The sequence below is a fragment of the Caulobacter segnis genome, from assembly GCF_003243465.1.
GTDB classification, from domain to species: Bacteria; Pseudomonadota; Alphaproteobacteria; order Caulobacterales; family Caulobacteraceae; genus Caulobacter; species Caulobacter segnis_A.
Window position 1 is genome coordinate 26,350 of the sequence record NZ_QFQZ01000017.1, and the last position, 20,625, is coordinate 46,974.

A 20,625-nucleotide genomic window follows, 5' to 3' on the forward strand; every position below is an offset into this window, starting at 1 on the left:
AGCCCGGTCGCCGATGTTCCTCAAGAGAGCCGTCCTCGCCCTGCAAGCCTTCATGGCGGCGATCCTGCTGTCGAGCGCCGCCCTGGCCGGGCCGGTCGTCAATTCGGGCCATATCGAGTCGGAGCTGATCGCGCAGGAGTCGGGCGTCGCGCCGGGCGGGACGGTCTATGTCGCCCTGCGCCAGAAGATCCAGAAGGACTGGCACACCTATTGGCGCAATCCCGGCGATGCGGGCGAACCGACCAAGATCGCCTGGACCCTGCCGGCCGGTTGGAGCGCCGGTGACATGGTCTGGCCAACCCCGATCAAGGCCAAGCTCGGCCCGCTGCTGGACTACGCCTATGAGGGCGAGGTCCTAATCCCCGTGCCTATCAGCGCGCCGACGAACGCCCAGGTCGGGACCACGGTCTCCCTGACCGCCAAGGTCTCCTATCTCGTCTGCGAGCAGGTCTGCGTGCCCGAGGACGCCGAGCTTTCGCTGCTGCTGCCGGTGGTGGCCGGGGCGGCGGGCGCGGATCCGAAGTGGGGCGGCAAGATCGCTGAGGTCCTGGCCAAGGCGCCCAAACCGGCGGGCCTGAAGGCGGTGTTCGAGCTGGACGGCCAAGCCTTGAAGCTGGCGGTCACCGGCGCGCCGCTGAAGGGCGCCGACATGGCCGGCGCCTACTTCTTCCCCTATTCGGCCAAGGCTATCGAGCACGCCGCCGAGCAGGCGGTCGAGCGGGGGCCCGAGGGCCTGACCTTGACCTTGAAGCCCGGCTACGACTTCGTCGGCGGCGGTGTGGCCCCGGCCGAGCTTGCGGGCGTGCTGGCGCTGGCGAACGGGTCGGCGTGGGAAATTTCCGCGGTCGCGGGCGAGCTCCCCGCCGCCGCGGCGGGCCTGGGCGCGCCGGCGGCCAAGAGCGACGTGACGCCCGCGGCGGCGCCGGGCGGACTGCTCGGCGCCCTGGCGCTGGCCTTCCTGGGCGGACTGATCCTGAACCTGATGCCGTGCGTCTTCCCGGTGCTTTCGATGAAGGCGGCCAGCCTGGCGGGCCATGCGCATCATGAGAGCAAGGCGCGGGCCCAGGGCCTCGCCTTCCTGGCCGGCGTGCTGGCGACCTTCCTGGCGCTGGCCGGCCTGCTGCTGGCCGTGCGCGCCGGCGGCGCGGCCGTCGGCTGGGGCTTCCAGCTGCAGTCGCCGCTGGTGATCGCGGGCCTGGCGCTGCTGATGCTGCTGGTCGCGCTGAACATGTCGGGGGTGTTCGAGATCGGGACCTCGATCCAGGGTGTCGGCGCCGGCGCTTCGAGCCGCGACGGCCTGCTGGGCGCCTTCTTCACCGGCGCCCTGGCGGTGGTGGTCGCCGCGCCCTGCACCGCGCCGTTCATGGCGGGCGCCCTGGGCTACGCCCTGACCCAACCGGCCATCGTGGCGCTGGGCGTGTTCGCGGCGCTGGGCCTGGGCTTCGCCGCGCCCTTCGTGGCGGTGGCTTTCATTCCCGCCGTCCTGCGGCGCCTGCCGCGTCCGGGCGCCTGGATGGAGACCCTGAAGAAGGGCCTGGCCTTCCCGATGTACGGCGCGGCTCTGTGGCTGACCTGGGTGTTCGCCCAGCAGGCCGGTCCGATCGCGCTTGGCCAGGTGCTGGGCGCGGGCGTGCTGGCCGCCTTCGGCGCCTGGATTTACGGCCTGTCGCAAGGCCGCCGGGCGGCGGGCAAGCCGTTCCTGGTCCAGACGCTGGTCGGCCTTCTCTGCGTGGTCGCCGCCCTGGCCCTGGCCGCCTCCGCCGCCCTGGCCGCCAAGCCGCCGACCGCCGCGAGCGCGGGGGAGGCGTCTTCAGGCCCCGGCCTCACCGCCGAGGCCTGGTCGCCGGAGCGCGTCGCGTCGCTGCGCGCGGAAGGGCGGCCCGTGCTGGTCGACTTCACCGCCGCCTGGTGCGTGACCTGCCAGGTGAACGAGAAGGTCGCCCTGTCCGGCGGCAAGGTGGCCGAGGCCTTCAAGGCCCAGAACGCGGTCTATCTGAAGGCCGACTGGACCAATCGCGATCCGCTGATCGCCAAGGCCCTGGCCGAGTTCGGCCGCGTCGGCGTGCCGCTGTACGTGGTCTACCCCAAGGGCGGCGGCGCGCCGGTGGTGCTGCCTCAGCTGCTGACCGAGGGCATGGTGATCGAGGCGATCGAGAAGGCGGGCGCCTAGCTCTATTTCTTCTTGTCGCCGCCGCCAAAGGGTAGCCTGGACTTGACCTGATCCAGCGGCGTCCGGGTGATGACGACCGGGGGCGGCGCCACGACCGGCGTGGCCGGCAGAGGATAGGCGCGCCAGCCGCTTTGGATCAGCGCCGTGAAGCCTTGGCACTTGGGGAAGTAGCGGACCATGCCTGTACGCGGCTTGGGGAAGGGCGGCGGCTGGCTGAAGTCCTGCCGCTTGGGATCGACGAACCGCCAGTCGGTCGGCAGGCCATAGCCCTTCTCGCCGCCCAGCCGCACGGCCTTGTAGGCGATGTTGGCCTGGAAGGGCGGGACGCCGTACTTCAGCATGGCGCGCAGGAAGATGTCGTCGGCCTCCTGGCGCTTGCCGGGCTCGCCGATGGTGTAGAGCCAGTCGTGGACGATCGCCGCCCGCGCCGTCGGTCCCTGCGGATCGATGAAGGCCTGGCCGTACCAGGGCACGCTGGCGAAGTCGGTCACGTACCAGCGCGGCACGACGATCACCTTGCCCGTCTCGACGTCGCAATAGGGGAACTCGGCGTCCAGGGTGAACAGCTTGCGGCCGTCCTTGGTCTGGTTGAACAGCATGATCGGCTGCGGCGTCAGCGAGCTGGGCGGCGTCGGCGCGACGACCGGCACGAAGACGGTGGTGTTCGTCTGCGTCGCGCAGGCGGCGAGGATCAGGCTGGCGCCCGCGAGCGCGGCGAGGGTCTTCAATCGGGACATCAAACGGAGACGGGTGTGGGAGAGACAGGTCGCGTTCTTCTGGGCGCGGGAGGCCATACGAGCAAGGAAGAATGGCGAAGTTTCGGCGCTTGTCGCGATTTTGCGACTGTTTCGCATAACCGCGATCTGTGGCGGCTTCGAGGTGGGGAGGAAATCCTAGCTGGAGACCCGAAATGTCGATCACCCGCCGTCTCGTCGCCGCCGGCCTGCCGCTGGCCGCCCTCGTTCCCGCCGTCGCTCACGCCAGGCCGGCGCCGGACTTCACCGCCGTCGACGCTGACGGCAAGACCCGCTCGTTGTCCGAGTTCCGCGGCAAAACCGTGGTCCTGGAATGGACGAACGAGGGCTGTCCCTATGTCCGCAAGCACTATTCCGGCAACATGCAGGGGCTGCAGCAGGCCGCTCGCGCCGACGGCGTGGTCTGGCTGACCATCGCCTCGTCGGCGCCGGGGAAGCAGGGTCATTTCGCGGACGGCGCGGCCGCCAAGGCCTGGCTCAACGCCAAGGGGGCCAAGCCCACGGCGCTGCTCCTCGATCCCGAAGGCAAGGTCGCGGCGGCTTACAAGGCCAAGACCACGCCGCACATGTTCGTCATCGATAGGGCCGGGCAGGTCGTCTACGAGGGCGCGATCGACGACCGGCCGACCAACAAGGTCGAGGATATCACGGGGGCCAAGAATCTGGTCGCCGCCGCCCTGGCCGACGTCAAGGCGGGGCGCAAGGTGGCGACGCCGTTCGCGACGCCCTACGGCTGCTCGGTGAAGTACAAGGACGCCTAAGCGCTCGGCGATCGGCCCGCCGTCGGCCAAGGTCCAAAAAAACGTCATTGGTCCGCCATGACGCGGCGGCGGCCGTTTGCTAAGCCCGGAGCGAAAGCTCCGACCTCTTACGCAAGGACGCCGCCGCATGGCCGATCTCGACGCCGCCTGGACCCGTCTCGAAACCGCCGCCAAGGCCGCCGGGGAGAAGCGCATCGTCGACTTCTTCGACAGCGAGCCGGGGCGCCTGGAGACGCTGACCCTGGACGTCGCCGGCCTTCACCTGGACCTCTCCAAGCAGGCCTGGGACGAGGCGGGTCTCGAGGCCGCCCTGGACCTTGCCCACGCGGCCGACATCGAGGGCGCCCGCGCCCGGATGTTCGGCGGCGAGGCGATCAATTCGTCCGAAGGCCGCGCGGTGCTGCACACCGCTCTGCGCGCGCCGGCCGACGCCGACGTCAAGGCGCTGGGCCAGCCGGTCATGGCCGAGGTCGAGGCCGTCCGCCAGCGGATGAAGGCCTTCGCCGAGGCCGTCCGTTCGGGCGCGTTCAAGGGCGCGACCGGCAAGCCGTTCAAGGCCATCCTGCACATCGGCATCGGCGGCAGCGACCTGGGTCCGCGTCTCCTGTGGGACGCCCTGCGCCCCGTGCGCCCCGAGATCGACCTGCGCTTCGTGGCGAATGTCGACGGCGCCGAGTTCGCCCTGACCACGGCCGACATGGATCCGGAAGAGACCCTGGTCATGGTGGTCTCCAAGACCTTCACGACCCAGGAGACCATGGCCAACGCTGGGGCGGCGCGGGCCTGGCTGGTGGCGGCGCTCGGCGAGCAGGGGGCGAACCAGCATCTGGCCGCCATCTCGACCGCGCTGGACAAGACCGCGGCCTTCGGCGTGCCGGACGAGCGGGTGTTCGGCTTCTGGGACTGGGTCGGCGGCCGCTATTCGCTGTGGTCGTCGGTCAGCCTGTCGGTCGCCGTCGCCGCCGGCGGGGACGCCTTCGAGGGCTTCCTGCGCGGCGGGGCGGCGATGGACCAGCACTTCCGCACGGCGCCGCTCGAGAAAAACGCGCCGGTCCTGGTGGCCCTGGCCCAGATCTTCAACCGCAACGGCCTGGACCGCCGGGCCCGCTCGGTCGTGCCGTACTCGCACCGCCTGCGCCGCCTCGCCGCGTTCCTGCAGCAGCTGGAGATGGAGAGCAACGGCAAGTCGGTCGGTCCCGACGGCAAGCCCGCCCAGCGCGGCACGGCCACCGTGGTGTTCGGCGACGAGGGCACCAATGTCCAGCACGCCTACTTCCAGTGCATGCACCAGGGGACCGACATCACCCCGATGGAGCTGATCGGCATCGCCAAGTCGGACGAGGGCCCGGCCGGCATGCACGAGAAGCTGCTGTCGAACCTGCTGGCCCAGGCCGAGGCCTTCATGGTCGGCCGGACCACCGAGGACGTCGTCGCCGAGCTGAAGGCCAAGGGCGTCTCGGACGCCGAGATCGCCACCCTGGCCCCGCAGCGCACCTTTGCCGGCAACCGGCCCTCGACCCTGGTGGTCCTGGATCGCCTGACGCCGGAGACCTTCGGCGCCCTGATCGCGCTCTACGAGCACAAGACCTTCGTCGAGGGCGTGATCTGGGGGATCAATTCCTTCGACCAGTGGGGCGTCGAGCTGGGCAAGGTGATGGCGGGCCGCATCCTGCCCGAGCTGGAGAGCGGCGCGGCGGGCCAGCACGATCCGTCGACCACGGCCCTGATCCAGCGCCTGAAGCGCTAGATGCGCGTCGCCGCCATCGCCGCATGCCTGCTGGTGACGGCGGGGGCGGCGCACGCGGAGTCGGTCACGGTCGACGGCCGCAAGGTCGCCTATCGCCAGTGGGGGCAGGGCGAGCGCGTGCTCGTTCTGCTCAGCGGCCTGGGCGACGGCGGCGAGACCTTCGCCAAGGTCGGGCCCAAGCTGGCCGCCCCGGGCTGGCGGGTGATCGCCTATGACCGGGCCGGCTATGGCGGGAGCGCCGACGTCGCGGGCCGCCATGACGCCGTGCGGGCCGAGGCCGAGCTGCGGGGCCTGCTCGCGGCCTTGGACATCCGCCAGCCCGTCGTCCTGCTGGGCCACTCGCTGGGCGGGGTCTATGCCTCGTACTTCGCGGCCCGTCATCCGGGCGAGGTCGCCGGCCTGGTGCTGGAGGAGACCCGGCCCACCGGCTTCACCGCCGCCTGCAAGGTCAAGCTTAAGCTGGGCTGCGAGATCCCGCCGCTGCTCAAATACGCCCTGCCCGCCGCCGGCCGCCAGGAGGTCGAGGTCATCGCCCTGACCGAGCAGCAGGAAGAGGCGGCCGGCGGTGGCCCGGTCCCGACCCTGATCCTGACCCGCCGCAACACCGGCCAGGGCGGCTTCGACGGGCTCTGGCTGGCCCAGCAGGCCAAGCTCGTCCAGCGCTGGCCGAACGCCCGGCTGGAGGCCGCGCCGCGGGGCGGCCACTACGTCCACAAGGACGCCCAGGACTGGTTCGTCGGCCAGGTGGCGGGTTTCCTGGCCGCGCCGCCGCCGCGCTAGAACGTCTTGCGCACCCGCAGATTGACCATGGTGCGCGGGTCGATCGTGCGGTCCTCGACGAAGGCGATCGCGCGGTCGCGGCCGCGATTGGCGAAGACCGTGCGGCGGATCGTGAAGTCGTCCCAGATCGTCACCTGGGCCCGGATCGCCAGGGTCGGCGTCGGCTTGTACTCGGCGAAGGCCTCGTAGTAGCGCGAGCCGCGCCAGACATTGGTCTGGTCGACGTCATAGACGCCCTGGCCCAGCAGCGGCAGCCAGGTGATCCCCCACTGGGTCTTCCACGAGACGATGTCCTGCTGGAAGCCGATATTGGCCTGGGTCGGCCGGACCTTGCTGATCCGCCGGCCAAGGCCCGTCGTCGGGTCGGTGACGTGGGTCTTGTTCCAGTCGTTCTTGAAGGTGAAGCGGCCGCCCTTGACGCCCAGCTTGTCGGTCGGGACCACGATGTTCAGGCTGAGGCGATCCAGCGTGCCGTCGCCGATATTGCCCACCGCCGACAGGCCGTCCGGCAGCGGCAGGCGGTCGATCACCCCGATGATCTCGTCGTGGCGATAGCCGATCGACACCACGCCCTGGCCCCAGAAGCGCCGCTCGTAGGTCACTTCCGAGATCCAGCGCTGCTCGGGCTTCAGCTCGACATTGCCGCCATAGACGGTCTCGTCGTCCAGGTCGGACGAGGCGGCGAAGTCGTTGAAGTTCAGCTGACCCAGCTCGCGCTCGAAGCGAACGCGCACCTGATTGTCGGCCATCGGCGTCCAGGTCGCCAGGAAGCGGGGCTTGGCGTAGAAGAAGCTCTTCTTGTTGTCGGCGTCGCCGCTCTGCTTGATCGTCGAGGTCTCCAGCCGCAGGCCGCCCTCGAGCGTCAGCTTCGGATTGACCCGCCAGGTCGCTTTGGAGAAGGCCTCGCCGCGCAGTTCCTCGACCTTGACCGAGGCGCTGGGCAGGGGCACGCCGACCCCGCCCACGCTGTAGGCCTGGGTCACGTCCAGCATGTTGTAGGCGCCCTCGCCGCCGGCTTCCAGGGTCAGGGCCGACGAGACGTCGTGGCGCAGCAGGGCGCGGAAGATCGACTCGGAGCTGTCGCCGTCGGCCACGAACCGCTGCTGGTCCGAGGTCGTCCCGTTCAGCGTCTGGTCGCTGGTCTCGGCGTTGTCGAAGTTCTCGAACGAGTGGATCAGCCGCGTCTCCAGCGCCCATTTCGGCGCCAGCGGGCGGGTGTAGGTCAGGCCCAGCTCCCCAGAGTGGCTCTCCTCGGCGTAGGCGCTGCGGCGCAAGCTGGTCGGCGAGGTCAGCTCGCTCCATTCGTGCCAGTCGTTGCGGCCGAAGCGCCCCGTGGCCTCCAGCTTGCCGCCCGCCAGCGGCCCGGACCAGTTGCCCCGGATCGAGCGCCCGCCGCCCCAGCCGTCATTGCTGAACGCCTCGTCGCGGATCAGCTTGCCGGTCCCGTCGTGGCGCACGTTGCGGCCAGGCCCGTTGGAGTCGCTGGTGCCGATGCCGTCGCTGAGCGTCACGCCCCAGCTGCGATCGCCGTTGGTGGCCGTGAACTGGTAGCTGCCGCCATAGACGTCGTGGCCGCCGTGGTCGAACAGCGCGGCGTTCCAGGTGGCGATCTGCTGGTGGCTGACGCCCTTCTTCAGCACCACGTTGACGACCACCGAATAGCCCTGCATGTCGACGCCGGGCGCCCCGCCGCGGATCAGCTCGATCCGCTCGACCCGGTTGGCCGGCGTGCGGTTCAGCACGTTCGAGCCGGTGTCGTTCTTCGAGGCCGGCCGATTGCCGTTGATCAGCACGTTGCCGACCGCGCCCTCGAAGCCGCGCGTACCCGACCCGTCCTGGATCGTGAAGCCCGGCACGCGGTTGACCATGTCCTGCGCCGTGTTCGGACGATTGGCGGCGAAGAAGTCCGGGGTGAAGACCAGGACGCCCTTCTGGGTCGCGTCGTCCATCGGCGCCTGGGAGGTGGGGCCCGTCGGGACCGGCGCCACGGCGGCGGCCTGGTCGCCCGGCTTGCCCGTTTCGCTTGTCAGGGGCGTTTCGGCCGCCTGGACCGAACCGCCGATGGCGAGCAATACGGTGGCGGCGGTCGCCAGAAGCGCGGTCTTCGTCATCAACTTTCCCCTCAGCGAGGAGATCTGTGACCGCCGGGTCCGTTCATCTCAAGTTACAAGCCGGAAAGGTGGATTACTTCTCTGAAAGATTACAGGATCGTCATGTTTATACACGGCGGCTCTGTGGATAAGTCTCGTCGCGCCGGCCGAAACTCTTAAGACTTCGTGTATAGGCGCCGCCGGGGTCAGCCCTCGTTGGCGGGCGGGGCGTGAGGCTCGGGGATCGGCGGTGTCTCGTCCAGCCGCGCCCTCAGCATCCGCAGATACTCGTACTCCTTTCGGCGCTGCAGCTCCTGGGCGACCCGCATCCGCTCGGCGCGGATGGCGTCGACCGAGCTGTCGGCGTTGACAACGCCGATCTGGGGCGAGGTCGGCGAGGCCGGGGGTCTGTGCTTGGACATCGAAGGTTCCTGTCTCCATCGGTTTTGGACATGCGGCGACGGTCTTCCGCCGGAAAGGCCGGCGGGCTGGGGAGGCGGCGGAGCTCCGGGGCGCGCCCGGATGGATGTTGGAGTTACCGTTTCGACGAGACCCGGATGCTCCGCGCGATCGTTTGGACGAAAGCCCTCGGCGCGCGGGGTTTTAACCCGCTACCGAAAGAGGCCTCCGGCGGGCGGGAGGGAAAGCGACCCTCCCGGACCGCGCGGGCGATTTCAGCCCGCGCCTGGCGCGGTCCCCAGGGCCCTTCCGATCTGAGTAATCAGATCGGATAAAAGGGCTCTGCCCAAAAGACTCCGCGTCGCGAGCATGGCCCCCGGCCCGACCGCCGGACGGCGCCGCCCCGTCTGGAGCTGTCGCCCTTCCGCCGGCCCGCCGGGCCCCGCGACGCCGAGCCGGACCGCATCCCGCTCGACCACCCCCGCCGCCCGTTCGGTCGCCAGCTGGACGGCCTCCCCCGCGACGGGGCGAGGACCAGTATGGGCATGGGTCTGGAGGGGGAGGAAAGATTGAGCTGTAAAAATGAGAAGTCATTGATTGGGTTGGATTCGATTCCGGATACGCGGCTGCGTAGAGGGTGTTTTGAGCGCCTTCTCCCCTTGCGGGAGAAGGTGTCGGCGAAGCCGACGGATGAGGGGTCGATAAACGGCGCCGCTCGCGAAACCCCTCACCCGACCCGCTGCGCGGCCACCCTCTCCCGCAAGGGGAGAGGGATTTTCTCCCGCCCCCCTGTCGGCCCGCGCCCGCCTCATCCGTCCTCGCTCCAACAGAGGGGACCACGCACATGCGCGAGAAGATCACGACCTGGGCCGGGTGGATGCTGTCGGGGGCGTTTTCCCTGTTCATCGCCGGCGCCTCGGTCGCGCCGAAGCTGCTGCATCTGCCGGCGGCCACCCAGACCCTGGAAAAGCTGGGCTGGAACCCGCGCCACACCCTGATGATCGGGATCATCGAGGCCACGTGCCTGGTGCTCTACCTGATCCCGCGCACCCGCCTCCTGGGCGCGGTGCTGTTCACGGGCCTCCTGGGCGGGGCCATGGCCACCCAGATCCGCGCCGGGAGCCCGCTGTTCAGCCACGTACTGTTCAGCCTCTATCTGGGCCTCTTCCTGTGGGGCGGCCTCTGGCTGCGCGACCCGACGCTGCGGGCGGTATTTCCGTTTAGCCCCCCTTCTCCCCTTGCGGGAGAAGGTGTCCGCGAAGCGGACGGATGAGGGGTCGATAAACGGCGCCGCCCGCGCAACCCCTCACCCGGCCCTGACGGGCCACCCTCTCCCGCAAGGGGAGAGGGGGTTGCTTTGTTCTACATGTTCCCGTTATGTTCTATTCATGGTTGATCGCCCGCGCCAACTCGCCTTCGCTCGTCGGCTGCGCCGCGAGCCGCCGGCGACCGAGCGTCTGCTTTGGCGGCTGCTGCGTGACCGCCGGCTCGAGGGTCTGAAGTTTCGACGGCAGGTCCCGATCGGCCGCTATGTCGTGGACTTCGTCTGCCTGCGTCATCGCCTGGTCATCGAGGCGGACGGCCCCCACCACCAGGACTCGCCGACCGACCCGATCCGCGACGCCTGGCTGAGCGGGCAGGGCTTTCGTGTGCTGAGGTTCGCCAACGGCCAGATCCAGGGCTATCCGGACCGCGTGTTGGGCCTGATCCTGGAGGCTGTCGCCGCGCCGCTGACGCCTCCTTCTCCCCTTGCGGGAGAAGGTGTCGCCCCGGACCTGATCCGGGGCGACGGATGAGGGGTCGATAAACCCATCCGCCGCCGCCCGACCTGTCCGCCATCGCGGCGCCGCCCGTGCGACCCCTCGCCCGACCCACTGCGTGGGCCACCCTCTCCCGCAAGGGGAGAGGGGAACTGACGGATGAGGGGTCGATAGCCCCATCCGCAACCGCCCCTGCCACCCCCGACCGCCCCAGGTCGGGCCAAGCCTTACATCTCTTGGAGGCTGCAGCGTGCTGGGCGGGCCGGGTTGGTCAAGGACCGGCCTCCGGCCGGCCGCGCAGCGGCGGCGCTCTGCGCCGTCCTTGAGCAACCCGGCCCGCCCAGCGATCGTCTCGCCGTGAGATGTAAAGGGGGGGGGGAGCTTTCGTGAGGCCGAAAACGCGATAGAGTTCGAGTTGAAATGCTCGGGAAGGTGGTTTTCGGAGGGGTTATGACTATCTTTGAGCTCGTGAAGTTGACTCTTGATGAACTCTACCAAGATGCTGTCACGGAGCACGGGACTGAGGTCGATCAGGTAATCACTGAGTGTCTTGGCTATTTAAGTGACTCTTATAAGGACTTGACGAGTGACGAGCGCGAGCCGGTCAACTACGGCGATCCTGCTGTCCGATTTGCATATGTTTTTAGGTACGTTGCGGCGCATGGCGACTATATCGTTCAGCTTCTGAAGGCTTTCAGAGCTGAAATGGGAGGCGCTATATTCTCGGAGCCCACTGTTCGTGTGACGTGCATAGGTGGTGGTCCAGGAAGTGATGTAATTGCTGTTCTGAAATATCTCAGTGATATGGGAAAGCATGAGAAAGCCCAGAAGTTGATTTGCTATCTCTTGGATGGCGAGCAGGGGTGGGCTGACGCTTGGACTGAGTTTGATGAAAAAATTCAAACTGATGTGAAGGTAAGTCCCGTTTTCCAGAAGTTAGACGTCTCGGATTCTGGATCTTGGAAGTCACAGAAGAAATTTCTGCAATCTGATATTTTCACAATGAGTTATTTTGTCTCCGAGGTGATGTCGCAGGACGCTGAAGGTGATGTAAGTGATTTTTGGATGAAGCTATTCGAAGGTGCCAAGCCTGGCGCGCTATTCTTCTATATCGACAATGGTGCCAAGCCATTCAATGAATATATTGATGGGCTTGCGGGCGCGGCGGGGCTGGAAACTGTGTTCTCGATAGATAATAAGCGCTTTACGCCAAGTTATTCTGAGCAGGCTTCGGAATTGGCAGAGTACCGGAAGAAATTCGACGGGTTGAATCCGAAAATACAAGCTTATCTAAGTTGTAGGGTTTTCCGGAAGCCGTCATGAGCGACCTTTTTGGATCGAATGTTTTTAACTCGGTCGCTATGGATGGCGCTGACGTAAAATATGCGGCTCACGTTGATTTGGGATTGGATCCACAAAGGTTATTCTTAGAGTTGAGGGACGAAATTCCCTGGAGGCAGGAGGAGGTTTCTGTCTGGGGGAAGCGCCATTTACAGCCTCGGTTGATCTTTTGGATGGGAGATTCTGGGAAGGGCTACGCATATTCCGGTATTGCCCTCCGTCCCGAACCCTGGAGTCCGAGGATTGCGGCCATCAAGAAAACAATAGAACGCCTTCTGGGCCGAAGCTTCAACTCAGTGCTTTTGAATTATTACAGAGATAATAGAGATAGTATGGGCATGCACAGTGACGATGAGCCGGAGCTAGGGCCAGAGCCGGTCATCGCCTCTCTAAGCATTGGTGCGGTGAGGACGCTCACTTTCAAATCTAAATTGAATTCTGACTCGAGAAAACTTCGCCTCGAATCTGGGAGTCTTCTGGTTATGGCGGGGCAGACCCAAAAGAACTGGAAGCACGGAATCGGAAAGGAGACGGCACCGTGCGGTGGCCGGATCAATTTGACGTTCCGAACTATCTATAGTTAGGCGGGCATCCCCCTTCCCCCGCCGCCCCACATCCGCTACACCGCCCCCGCAATGACCCGCACGCCGCACCATCACGGCCACCACCACCATCCGACCTCGCCTCGCGGGATCGGCCGGGTCCGCTCGCTCTAAAAGCAAGCCCCCAGCCTGAGCCCCGCCTAGCGGATGGGGCTTGGCTCAAGCGCCATCCGTCGAAGCCTTGAAGTTTAAGGACCGACGATGACCATCGCCTCCGACGACACGACCGCCACCGACTTCCGCCCCGAGGCGCGCAGCCCGCGCGGCTTCGCCGACAAGCGCGCGCGCGACCTGCGGGCCGAGCGGGCGATCCTGGAGGCGGTGTCGGCGGTCTATGAGCGCTACGGCTTCGAGGCGCTGGACACCGGGGCGTTCGAATACGCCGACGCCCTGGGCAAGTTCCTGCCCGACAGCGACCGGCCCAACGAGGGCGTCTTCGCCCTGCAGGACGACGACGACCAGTGGATGGCGCTGCGCTATGACCTGACCGCGCCGCTGGCCCGCTTCGCCGCCCAGAACTGGGAGACCCTGCCCAAGCCGTTCCGCCGCTACGCCTTCGGGCCGGTGTGGCGCAACGAGAAGCCGGGGCCGGGGCGCTTCCGCCAGTTCATCCAGTGCGACGCCGACACGGTGGGCTCGGCCCGTCCGGAGGCCGACGCCGAGATCATCGCCATGGCCGTCGAGGGGCTGGAGGCGGCGGGCCTGCCGCGCGGGGCGGCGGTGCTGAAGATCAACAATCGCAAGCTCCTGAACGGCCTCTTGACCGCCGCCGGGGCCGACAGCGCCGGCCAGAAGCTGGCCGTGCTGCGCGCGGTCGACAAGCTGGACCGCCTGGGCGTCGACGGCGTGCGGCTCTTGCTGGGCGAGGGGCGGCTGGACGAGAGCGGCGACTTCACCAAGGGCGCGGGGCTGAAGGGCAAGGCCGTCGACCAGGTGCTGGACTTCGTCCAGGCCGGCTCGACCGGTGGCCGTTCGGCGACGCTGGACAACATCGCCCGCGTGGTGGCCGGCTCGGCCGAGGGCGACGAGGGCCTGCTGGAGCTGTCGCGGATCGACGCGGCCCTGACCAGCCTCGGCATCGCCGACGACCAGGCCTTCATCGACCCGTCGATCGTCCGGGGACTGGAATACTACACCGGCGCGGTGTTCGAGGCCGAGCTGCTGCTCAGCACCACCGACGAGAAGGGCGCCAAGGTCACCTTCGGCTCGATCGGCGGCGGCGGGCGCTATGACGACCTGGTGGCGCGGTTCACCGGCAATGTGACGCCGGCGACGGGCTTCTCGTTCGGGGTGTCGCGCCTGGCGGCGGCGCTGCGGGCGGCCGGGCGTGAGCCGGGCGGACAGGCGCGGGGGCCGGTGGTGGTCATCGCCTTCGACGACGCCCACATGCCGGAATACTTCAAGGTGGTGGGCGAGCTGCGCGCGGCGGGCATTCCGGCCGAGGTCTATCTCGGCACGTCCGGCATGCGGCCGCAGATGAAGTACGCCGACCGGCGCCTGTCGCCCGCGGCCATCATGCTGGGCGGCGACGAGATCGCGGCCGGCACGGTGACGATCAAGGACCTGGATCTCGGCCGCGAGCTGGCCTCGGGCGTCGCCGACAACGCCGCCTGGAAGGCCGAGCGTCCCGGCCAGCAGACCATTCCGCGCGGCGAGCTCGTCTCCGCCGTCCGCAAGATCATCGGGGGCTAAGGGTGAGGCTCGAGCGTTCCATTCCGGCGGAGGCGCTCGACGCCATCCGCGCTCCGCTTCTGGCCGCCGGCGCCGCGCCGACCGACGCGCCGGTGCTGCAGCCGCTGGGCCTGCTGCTGGATCTCGCCGGCGAGGCCATGCGCTCGCGGCTGTTCGTCGTTTCCGGCGACGGCGGCGAGGAGGCGGCCCTGCGTCCCGACTTCACCGTCGCGGTGGCGCGGCAGCACTTCTCTGGGGAGGCGGCGAGCGGCCGCTACCGCTACGAGGGGAAGGCCTTCCGCGTGGCCCCGCGCGGCAGCGACCGCGCCGAAGAGTTCCTGCAGATCGGGATCGAGGCCTTCGAGGCCGGCGATCCGGTCGCCGCCGACGCCGAGATGGCGGCTCTGGCTTGGGCGGCCTCGGCGGCCGGCGGGCGCCTGGACCTCTCGCTGGTGCTCGGCGACGTGTCGCTGTTCGCGGCCTTCGTCGACAGCCTGGACCTCGCCGCGCCCCTGGCCGCCCGCCTGAAGCGCGCCTTCGCCAAGCCCCGCCAGCTGAAGGCGGAGCTGGACGGTTCGTCTGAGCGCGGACTGGCTGAGGACGAGGAGAAAAGCCGCATCGCCGCCCTGTTGGCCGGCCTGCCCGAGGCCGAGGCCTCCGCCGTGCTGCAGGAGCTGTGGTCCTTGGCTGGCATCGAGCCCGTCGGCGGCCGCCGCCCGGCCGAGATCGCCCGCCGCCTCGTGGAAAAGGCCGAGGCCGCCAGGGCCGGCCGTCTCGACGCCGATCAAGCCGCCAAGGTCCGCGCCTTCCTGGCGGTGTCGGATCGTCCGGAGGCCGCCCTCGCCGCCATCACCGCCCTCGCGGGCCCGAACGACGCCGCGCTGAAAGCCGCCGTCGCCGGCTGGCGCGCGCGCCTTTCCGGCATGGCCGCCCGGGGTGTCCCGCTGGAGCGCGCGACCCTGGCCGCCGCCTTCGGCCGGGCGTTCGGCTATTACGACGGCTATCTGTTCGAGGTCCGCTCGGCGGGCCTGGGCGATGAGCGGCCCATCGCCGCCGGTGGCCGCTACGACGGCCTGCCGGGCAAGCTCGGCGTCTCCACCACCAACACCGGCGCGGTCGGCTTCATGGTCCGTCCCGCGCGCGCCTATGCGGGAGGCGGCGAATGACGCCTGCACCGATGATCTTCGCCATCCCCTCCAAGGGCCGCCTGAAGGACCAGGTCGAGGCTTGGCTCGCCGAATGCGGCTTCAAGCTGGAGATGACCGGCGGGGCGCGCGGCTATTCGGCCGAGCTGTCGGGTCTGCCCGGCGTCTCGGTGCGCCTGCTCTCGGCCGGCGACATCGCCGCGGGCCTCGACAGCGGCGACCTGCACCTGGGCGTCACCGGCGAGGACCTGCTGCGCGAGCGCGGCGACGACATGGACAGCCGGGTCATGCTGCTGCGGGCCCTGGGCTTTGGCCGCGCCGACCTGGTCGTGACCGCGCCCAAGAGCTGGCTCGACGTTGACACCATGGCCGACGTCGACGAGGTCGGGCACGCGCATCTGGCCAAGACCGGCCGCCGCCTGCGGGTGGCGACCAAGTATGTGACCCAGACCCGCGCCTTCTTCGCCCGCCACGGCGTCGCCGACTACCGCATCGTCGAGAGCAGCGGCGCGACCGAGGGGGCCCCCGCCGCCGGCGCGGCCGAGCTGGTCGTCGACATCACCACCACCGGCGCGACCCTGGCCGCCAATGGCCTGAAGATCCTGTCCGACGGCGTGATCCTGAAGAGCCAGGCCCAGCTGACAGCCTCGCTGTTGGCCGGCTGGAACGGCGAGCAGCTGGACGCCCTGCGCCGCCTGCTGTCAGTGGTCGAGGCCAAGGGCCGGGCGGGCAAGCTCGCGACCCTGGTCTGGCCGGCCGAGCAGGACCGCGCCGCCCAGGACGCCGTCGCCGGCTTCGTCGCCAAGGGCGGGTCGCGCCGCGCCAACGGCGCCTTGCTGGCGACCGCCGACCTGTTCGACGCCGCCGCCGCCCTGGCCGAGGCGGGGGTCGAGCCGGTGACTGTGTCGCGTCCGGACTATGTCTTCGAGTCGCGGTCGGCGGTTCTGGACCGTTTCGTCGAGGCCCTCGGACGGTAAGTTTTGACTAAAATGTCAAAAATATCGCTGGAATCCGAGGGTAAAACCGACTTTTCAGTCCAAACTACGCCAATGGCGTCAAAAATTCGTCGAATCCTTTGCAGAAAACGGCTTTGACGCGTTGACAGCGTCACGGATTTGACGTTTCTACACACTGCAAGGACGAAACGAGCCCACCAGAGAGCTCCCGTTCTTCGGCGTTTCGGGGAGGAAACGCCCGCCTAGATCGAATGATCGAGAAAATAGCCAGCCCGTCGCGATTATCCCCCGCGACGGGTTTGGTGTTTCTGGGCCCCGGCTCTAATCTTTGACGAAAATGTCAAAAGTCCTTGCCGGCCATTCGCATCGCTCAGCGATAGCCTAGCAAGTCCCTCAGGCCCGGCGCGTGGAAGTCGACCACCCGCCGGTGGGTCTCCGACAGCACCTTGGGCACCTCGGCCGTCACACTGAGGTTCTCGCGCGCGGTGCGGCTCTCGCGCGGATCGGCCCCGGCCTCGACGCGCGCCCGCCAGTCCTGCGGCAGCGCCAAGCCGCAGTCGGCGAGCAGCTGGCCGAAGAAGGCCTCGGCCCGCCTGGAGCCCAGGTCCTTGAGGTTCTCGACGATGTCCTCGTAGCGGACGATGACGGCCTTGGAGCCCATCCAGGCCACGGCGTTCATCGTGAAGATGTCCCGAAGGTCGGGGATGCGGCCGTGGGCGCCCAGGATCATCATCATGATCACGTCGTCGATCGCCGCGCCGCCCTCCTTGATGTGGTTCAGGCTGCCCTGGAACTCGTCGGACATGTAGAAGCGCGCCCGGGCCAGCACCCAGTCGTAGGGGTCGCGGACGAGCACGATATGGCGCACGTCGCGCAGGGCCACGGCCGCCTCGTCGGAGAACAGCATGTGACCCCAGCTGATCATCGGCTGGTCGGGCAGGAAGGCGTCGCGGCTGCGCGCCAGCAGGGCGTGCTGGATGTACTCGCGCCGCCAGTGCTGCTCGGGTGCGACGAACATCCGCATGATGTTGCGGATCAGGTGGGTGCCGGCCTTCGGCACGCTGTTCAGGAAGACCGGCTGGCCCAGCCGCGCGCGCTCGAACCGCTCGCCGATCGCATCCAGGTTGTCGGGCTTGCCGCGAATGATGGCGTTCACGCTGGGAGGGCCTCGGGACTGAAGGAACCGGACAGAAAAACGGCGGCGGATTGCTCCGCCGCCGTGATCTTAGTGGATTGGGTCGCGCTTAGAAGTGCGCCTTGATGTTCACGAACAGGCGACGGCCCAGATAGTCGTACTGGGAGGACTGAACCGAGGTCCCGACCATGTCGTACTTGCCCTGGCCGATGGTCAGCGCCGGTGGGTGCTCGTCGAACAGGTTCGAGACGCCGCCCGTGATGGACCAGTCGTCGAACTCACGCCGCAGCGACACGTTGTGATAGGCCGTGAACTCGGTGTGGATCTTGTAGAACGTGGTGCCCGCGGTGTTGCGGTCGAGCTCGGTCTCGGCGTCGGAGGCCTTGCCGATCATGTCGACGCCCCAGAAGCCGGTCCAAGGACCCTTCTGGAAGCTGATGTTCAGCTGGCCGGTCCAGTCCGGATCGCCGACGAAGCCGTTCTGATCGATGACGGTGTCAGCGAACTTGGCCTCGGTGTCCTTCAGCTGCCAGGTCGATTGCAGCTCGGTCGTCATGCGGATGTCCCAGGGCAGTTGCTGGCCGTAGCGAACGGTCAGGTCGATGCCGCGGTTAATCTGCTGGGCGATGTTGATGTAGTTGTTGGTGATGTTGGTGATCAGGTGCGAACCCGGATTCCGCGTGAACAGGCTGCACAGCTTGTCGTTCGGGAAGTTCAGGGACTTCAGGCACTGGCTGACGATGGTCGCCGCGCCCAGCTGGCTCACTTCGTTCTTCACGTTGATGTCGAAGTAGTCGACCGCCATCTGCAGGTCGGCGAACTTCGGCGTCCAGATCACGCCGTAGGTCTTGGCCAGCGAGGTCTCGGCGACCAGGTTGCCCTTGCCGCCCGACGACACGATCGTGACGCTGGCGCCGGCGCCCGAATAGGTCTCCGGCACGCCCGACGCGCGGCAGTTGTCGGCGACCCGCTGGGTGATGTTGCCCTGGGCGAGGTTCTGGCCCCAGCGGATGCAGGGATCGACCGAGCGCTGGCTCGCGAAAGCCGTCTGGGCGTTCTTGTACAGCTCGAACAGCGCCGGGGCGCGGAACGAGGTGCCGCGCGTGGCGCGCAGGCGCAGCGACGGGACGATCTGCCAGTTCAGGCCGATCTTATAGGTGTCGTCCTCGCCGTAGGAATTGACCTTGGTGTGGCGGCCCGACAGCGACAGCTCGACGTTCTTGGCCAGGAACATGTCCCGGAAGATCGGGATGCTGAGTTCGCCGTAGACTTCCCGCGCCAGGTCGTCGCCCTTGGTGATCCCCGCGGCCGACGAGTTCCAGATGTTGCCGGCCAGGGTGATCGGACCGGGCGTGTCGTTGATCGAGTCCTTGCGGTAGTGGAAGCCCAGGGCGACGCCCACGTCACCGGCGGGCAGCTTGAACAGATTGCCCGAAACCGAGCCTTCGAAGACCAGCTGCTTGTAGATCGTCTTGCCGGTCTCGGTGTCGAACAGGAACGCTTCTTCCTCGGGCGTATACTTGCCGGCCAGGAAGTCGGGCGAGACCCAGGCGACGTCGACGCACTGCTTCTTGCTGACCGGCGTCACTTGGCCGGCGCACGAACCGGTGCGGAAGGCGTTGCTGTCGACGGCGTCTTTCAGGATGACGTCCTGCGAGTACAGGCCCTTGCTGTGGCTGTACTGGGCGAAGACGTCCCAGTCCCAGCCCTTCAGGAAGTCGATGCCGCCGAAGTCGCCGCGCAGGCCGCCGACATAGCGTTGGTAATCGACGCGCTGGCCGTCGCGGGCGTGGTTGGTGACCGGCGTCGGCGACAGGATGTAGTCGCCGCTGAAGCCCACGCTGAACGGGTCGGCGCCGGTGTTGGGGCCGCCGGTCTCGGTGTAGAAGTAGCTCCAGAACTGGCGATAGCCGTTGGTCTTGGTGGCGCGGCGGTTCAGCAGCGCTTCGCCATAGGCCTCGACGCTGTCGTTGATCTTGAAGGCCCCCTGGGCGAACACCGTGTTGCGCTCGGTGCGCGGGCTCAGCGACGTCGCCAGGTTGAACGGGCTGTTGTAGTCGAGAACGCCGCGGTCGGGCGCGGACGGATCGTCGCTATAGCCGACCACGTAGAAGCCCGCGGGCGCGCCCGGATAGCCGCCGCCGGCGGGAGCCCGCGGGATCAGGCCGGCGATCTTGCCGGTGTAGTCATACTGAAGCTTGCCATCGAGGCCCGAGAAGTTGGCGTCATAGAGCCAAATCTGATCGTACAGCAGATCCTGGCACTGGATCTTGCCGGTGCGCGGATCGATCGTGTCCTTGCGCTTGCCGGAGGCGTCGGTGATGTACTGACGGCCGCAGTTGGTGTAGCTGCGCTGCCCGCGCGTCTGCTCGGCCTTCTTGTAGTACTCGTAGGACAGGCTGAAGAAGCCGCGATCGAAGGTCTTGGCGAAGCTGGCGCTGGCCGAATACTGCTCGCCGCCGTGCTTTTGCGGCTGGCTGTAGAACATTTCGGCGTCGATGCCGTCGGTGTTGCGCTTGGTGATGATGTTCACCACGCCCGCCACGGCGTCCGAGCCGTAGATCGACGAGGCGCCGTCCTTCAGGATGTCGACGTGGTCGATCACCGACAGCGGCAGCACGTTGAGGTCGAAGGCGGACACGCCGCCGCGGGTCCCCGCGGGTCCGGCCCGGCGGCCGTTCAGCAGGACCAGGGTGCGGTTGGGACCCAGGCCGCGCAGCGAAACGGTCTCGGAGCCGGGGCCGCCGTCGGTGACGAAGGCGCTCGAGATGTCGGCGGTCACCTGCGGCGAGCCCGACGCGATCGTCGAGGACTGCAGCAGGCCCGTCGCCGAGGCGATGCCGCGCAGCTGGCCCTGTTCGGCCGAAATGACCTGGATGGGATCGGGGCTGTTGAAGGCCGAGCGCTTGATGCGCGAGCCAGTGACCACGACCGCTTCGACCTCGGCGTTATCCGGCGCCGAAGCGCCCGCCGCCGGCGCCGTCTGGGCCAGGGCGGGCAGGGCGGCGCTCGTCGCCAGGCCGGCGATGATCGTGGAGGCTAGAAGTCGTCCTCGTTGGTGCAGCATGAAAAAAATGGCCCCTCAATGGTAAAGCTCGCGATGGAGCGCGCGGGCAATTCAGCTCTCGCGCGAAGTCCATGCCTCCGTACGGAAGCGCTTTCCAGCGGCGACCGCAATGTTTCCGCCGCCGAACCGTCACATTTACTGAGGCTGTGACATCTTGCGCGCAGTCTTGTCCCCGGGGGGCGGAGGCGCCTGCTGAGTGGGCTTTTTCGCTGTGGCCCTGCGTCTTCCGGACGCAGCGCGCGGTCG

15 protein-coding genes and 4 pseudogenes are annotated in these 20,625 nt (G+C 67.8%); 13 read left to right on the plus strand and 6 right to left on the minus strand.

All coding sequences use genetic code 11. From position 1 onward, the window contains the following. Nucleotides 1-13: 13 nt before the first annotated feature. Nucleotides 14-2,170, plus strand: coding sequence for a protein-disulfide reductase DsbD (locus DI526_RS07685; protein ID WP_304276226.1), 2,157 nt, complete (start codon nucleotides 14-16; stop codon nucleotides 2,168-2,170). A gap of 2 nt (nucleotides 2,171-2,172) precedes the next feature. On the opposite strand, the gene DI526_RS07690 is transcribed toward DI526_RS07685, so the two are convergent. After that, a complete protein-coding gene (locus tag DI526_RS07690) occupies nucleotides 2,173-2,907 on the minus strand; it encodes a DUF1353 domain-containing protein (RefSeq protein ID WP_304276229.1) in 735 nt (244 codons plus the stop codon). Nucleotides 2,908-3,080: 173 nt separating this feature from the next. On the opposite strand from DI526_RS07690, the gene DI526_RS07695 reads away from it, so the two are divergent. The 3 genes from DI526_RS07695 (at nucleotide 3,081) to DI526_RS07705 (ending at nucleotide 6,213) form a co-directional block, all read left to right on the plus strand. Continuing rightward, nucleotides 3,081-3,686 carry a thioredoxin family protein gene (locus DI526_RS07695; RefSeq protein ID WP_304276231.1) on the plus strand — a complete coding sequence of 202 codons (606 nt, stop codon included), beginning with the start codon at nucleotides 3,081-3,083 and terminating at the stop codon, nucleotides 3,684-3,686. A gap of 127 nt (nucleotides 3,687-3,813) precedes the next feature. Continuing rightward, a complete protein-coding gene (gene pgi, locus DI526_RS07700) occupies nucleotides 3,814-5,433 on the plus strand; it encodes a glucose-6-phosphate isomerase (RefSeq protein WP_304276232.1) in 1,620 nt (539 codons plus the stop codon). Continuing rightward, nucleotides 5,434-6,213 (plus strand): alpha/beta fold hydrolase, encoded by a 780-nt coding sequence (locus DI526_RS07705; protein WP_304276234.1) that lies wholly within the window; start codon nucleotides 5,434-5,436, stop codon nucleotides 6,211-6,213. Here DI526_RS07705 and DI526_RS07710 read toward each other — a convergent pair. Together DI526_RS07710 and DI526_RS07715 are read right to left on the minus strand one after the other, a co-directional pair. Then, nucleotides 6,210-8,327 carry a TonB-dependent siderophore receptor gene (locus tag DI526_RS07710; protein WP_304276236.1) on the minus strand — a complete coding sequence of 706 codons (2,118 nt, stop codon included), beginning with the start codon at nucleotides 8,325-8,327 and terminating at the stop codon, nucleotides 6,210-6,212. The genes DI526_RS07705 and DI526_RS07710 overlap by 4 nt on opposite strands. 182 nt (nucleotides 8,328-8,509) lie before the next feature. Further along, the gene (locus DI526_RS07715) at nucleotides 8,510-8,725 is read right to left on the minus strand and encodes a hypothetical protein (RefSeq protein ID WP_304276238.1); all 216 of its coding nucleotides are present in this window, start codon (nucleotides 8,723-8,725) and stop codon (nucleotides 8,510-8,512) included. Nucleotides 8,726-9,453: 728 nt separating this feature from the next. Between DI526_RS07715 and DI526_RS07720 the strand changes: the two are divergent. The 4 pseudogenes from DI526_RS07720 to DI526_RS07735 form a co-directional block, all read left to right on the plus strand. After that, a pseudogene (locus tag DI526_RS07720) lies at nucleotides 9,454-9,975 on the plus strand (DoxX family protein); the annotation flags it as partial. Next, nucleotides 9,941-10,098 (plus strand): annotated as a pseudogene (locus tag DI526_RS07725) (hypothetical protein). The pseudogenes DI526_RS07720 and DI526_RS07725, both read left to right, overlap by 35 nt. Further along, nucleotides 10,091-10,468, plus strand: a pseudogene (locus tag DI526_RS07730) (DUF559 domain-containing protein); the annotation flags it as partial. The pseudogenes DI526_RS07725 and DI526_RS07730, both read left to right, overlap by 8 nt. After that, nucleotides 10,452-10,618: pseudogene (locus tag DI526_RS07735) on the plus strand (hypothetical protein). The pseudogenes DI526_RS07730 and DI526_RS07735, both read left to right, overlap by 17 nt. Before the next feature lie 115 nt (nucleotides 10,619-10,733). Here the strand turns inward: DI526_RS07735 and DI526_RS07740 are convergent. Continuing rightward, a complete protein-coding gene (locus tag DI526_RS07740; protein WP_304276280.1) occupies nucleotides 10,734-10,826 on the minus strand; it encodes a hypothetical protein in 93 nt (30 codons plus the stop codon). An 86-nt stretch (nucleotides 10,827-10,912) separates the two neighbouring features. On the opposite strand from DI526_RS07740, the gene DI526_RS07745 reads away from it, so the two are divergent. The 5 genes from DI526_RS07745 (at nucleotide 10,913) to hisG (ending at nucleotide 16,198) form a co-directional block, all read left to right on the plus strand. Then, nucleotides 10,913-11,785, plus strand: a complete 873-nt coding sequence (locus DI526_RS07745; RefSeq protein WP_304276240.1) for a hypothetical protein — start codon at nucleotides 10,913-10,915, stop codon at nucleotides 11,783-11,785. Nucleotides 11,786-11,823: 38 nt separating this feature from the next. Beyond that, nucleotides 11,824-12,387, plus strand: coding sequence for an alpha-ketoglutarate-dependent dioxygenase AlkB (locus DI526_RS23390; protein WP_369691927.1), 564 nt, complete (start codon nucleotides 11,824-11,826; stop codon nucleotides 12,385-12,387). Nucleotides 12,388-12,606: 219 nt separating this feature from the next. Next, on the plus strand, nucleotides 12,607-14,097 hold the full coding sequence (gene hisS, locus DI526_RS07750; protein WP_304276242.1) for a histidine--tRNA ligase: 1,491 nt from the start codon (nucleotides 12,607-12,609) through the stop codon (nucleotides 14,095-14,097). A 2-nt stretch (nucleotides 14,098-14,099) separates the two neighbouring features. After that, nucleotides 14,100-15,242, plus strand: coding sequence for an ATP phosphoribosyltransferase regulatory subunit (locus tag DI526_RS07755; protein ID WP_304276243.1), 1,143 nt, complete (start codon nucleotides 14,100-14,102; stop codon nucleotides 15,240-15,242). Further along, nucleotides 15,239-16,198: an ATP phosphoribosyltransferase gene (gene hisG / locus DI526_RS07760; protein ID WP_304276244.1), complete on the plus strand. Its 960-nt coding sequence runs from the start codon at nucleotides 15,239-15,241 to the stop codon at nucleotides 16,196-16,198. The genes DI526_RS07755 and hisG overlap by 4 nt, the downstream gene beginning before the upstream one ends. A gap of 349 nt (nucleotides 16,199-16,547) precedes the next feature. Here the strand turns inward: hisG and DI526_RS07765 are convergent, their stop codons facing one another. Together DI526_RS07765 and DI526_RS07770 are read right to left on the minus strand one after the other, a co-directional pair. Then, a complete protein-coding gene (locus tag DI526_RS07765) occupies nucleotides 16,548-17,333 on the minus strand; it encodes a hypothetical protein (protein ID WP_304276246.1) in 786 nt (261 codons plus the stop codon). A gap of 88 nt (nucleotides 17,334-17,421) precedes the next feature. Then, nucleotides 17,422-20,379: a TonB-dependent siderophore receptor gene (locus DI526_RS07770; RefSeq protein WP_304276248.1), complete on the minus strand. Its 2,958-nt coding sequence runs from the start codon at nucleotides 20,377-20,379 to the stop codon at nucleotides 17,422-17,424. Nucleotides 20,380-20,625 lie beyond the last annotated feature (246 nt).